Below are 1,814 nucleotides of genomic sequence, written 5' to 3' on the forward strand. Positions count from 1 at the left end.
ATGAAGCAATCTACAGGCTATAATGACCAAATATTTAAGCTTTATTCTGCATTGCTTGATTCAGCATCAAGAAACTGATGCAAATCTACAATGTAATAACGTTGCAATGCATTATCTACACTGCTTTGTGCCTTTGCCTGCCATGCTTCTTGAGCGGATTGATAATCTGAAAAAATACCAACCACATCTAAATCATCAGGATTCTTAAATTGATTACTGTTAAGACTTTTTAATTCCCCACCAAATACAAGATGTAAATATTGTTTTTTTTCCTTTGTTTCAGTCATATGTGCCTCCATATCATTCAAATGATTTTAGCGCTTTTTATGTGATTAAACTAACTTTGCTTGACGAACAACATCTATCATATCCTGACAGCAATTATTTTTACCAGCAATTAAAAGCCCATATTGGTAAGGTTCAATTCCATAAGATAGTAAAGGAGTATCAAGTGATAAAAAACACCCTCCACACTCCTGCAAAATAAGATCAGCAGCGGCAATATCCCATTCATGACAATTTGGACGAACTAATACGATATCAATTTCATCTTGAGCAACAAGAACAATACGATAAGCAAGAGAAGGAAGATAATGGTAAAGACTGACTTGATTGAGAAAATCATCTGGTAATTTTTGTGCGAGCGATTTATCAAGTGAAATTTTATATTTTCGATGAACCTCAAAGGCTAAACGAGGAAGTTTTATTCCATTTAATGTTGCTCCTTCACCCGTTACAGCTGCATAAACATCCCCTTGAGCCGGACATTGTAAAACGCCCACAATAGGACGCCCATTCTCAATAATAGCAACAGAAATACACCAATAAGTACTGCCAGAAAGAAAACCACGTGTCCCATCAATAGGATCAACGACAAAGGAGCGCTTATAATCTTGTTGTTCTCGATTATCTTTTGTTTCTTCTGAAATCCATCCATAATTTGGACGCGCTCCAAGAAGCTTCTCTTTCAAGAAATGATCGACAGCAAAATCTGCCTCACTGACCGGGGAATTACCTTCTTTAATCCAGACATCCAACGTGCATCCAAAATACCGCATTGCTAAATCTCCTGCCTCTCGACAAACGTCACGCAAAAGATTTAAATCAGAAGAATGATGCATATTATTTTCCTGCAAGTGTCATCCCTTCAATTAACAATGTTGGAGCTGCTGTACCATAACGCCGATCAATATCATTGGCAGGTGTTAAATGTGCTAACATATGAAGCAAATCAGAGCCTAGGGTTACTTCACTCACCGGATAAGCAATTTCACCATTTTCAATCCAAAAACCGGAAGCCCCACGACTATACTGACCAGTAATAAAATCAATGCCATGACCGAATAATTCGGTCACATAAAATCCATTTCGCAAATCTTTTATCATATCGCAAGGCGATACTAAACCCGGTTCAATAGCAAAATTTGTACTGGTCGGCTGCACTAATGATGCCGAACGCATACCGTGTCCATTTGTTTTAAGTCCCAATTCACGCGCTGTAGATGATGAAAGAAGCCAATTTTTTAAAATACCATTTTCAATAATATTGAGTGTTTTCCCCTCTACCCCTTCTCCATCAAAAGGATGAGAAGCATTTCCACGTAATCGCAAAGGTTGATCGGTTACATTAACATTAGGCTTCATCACTTCCTTGCCTAGGAAATTCTGTAAAAGACTCGTTTTTCGAGCCACAGAGGCTCCATTGACCATAGATGCGATATGCCCTGCAATTCCACGAGCTGTACGCGGATTAAAAATAACATCAACGCCCCCAGTCGCCGCACGAACTGCACCCAAACGTCGAACTGCACCAA

At 38.9% G+C, this 1,814-nt stretch carries 3 protein-coding genes; all 3 read right to left on the reverse strand.

Going from position 1 to position 1,814, the window contains the following annotated elements:
• Positions 1-41 precede the first annotated feature (41 nt).
• The gene (locus ACFIO3_RS12545) at positions 42-287 is read right to left on the reverse strand and encodes a DUF4170 domain-containing protein (RefSeq protein WP_375614747.1); all 246 of its coding nucleotides are present in this window, start codon (positions 285-287) and stop codon (positions 42-44) included.
• Positions 288-332: 45 nt separating this feature from the next.
• A complete protein-coding gene (locus tag ACFIO3_RS12550) occupies positions 333-1,136 on the reverse strand; it encodes a 3'(2'),5'-bisphosphate nucleotidase CysQ (RefSeq protein WP_375607339.1) in 804 nt (267 codons plus the stop codon).
• Positions 1,123-1,814 (reverse strand): TldD/PmbA family protein (locus tag ACFIO3_RS12555; protein ID WP_375704565.1); only part of this gene is annotated, 692 nt, incomplete at its 5' end. The genes ACFIO3_RS12550 and ACFIO3_RS12555, both read right to left, overlap by 14 nt.

Source organism: Bartonella sp. AD328YNZD, assembly GCF_042196425.1.

Coding starts and splice junctions, on each gene's coding strand:
- ACFIO3_RS12545 (WP_375614747.1), bottom strand. CDS start 287: ATGACTGAAACAAAGGAAAAAAAACAATATTTACATCTTGTATTTGGT.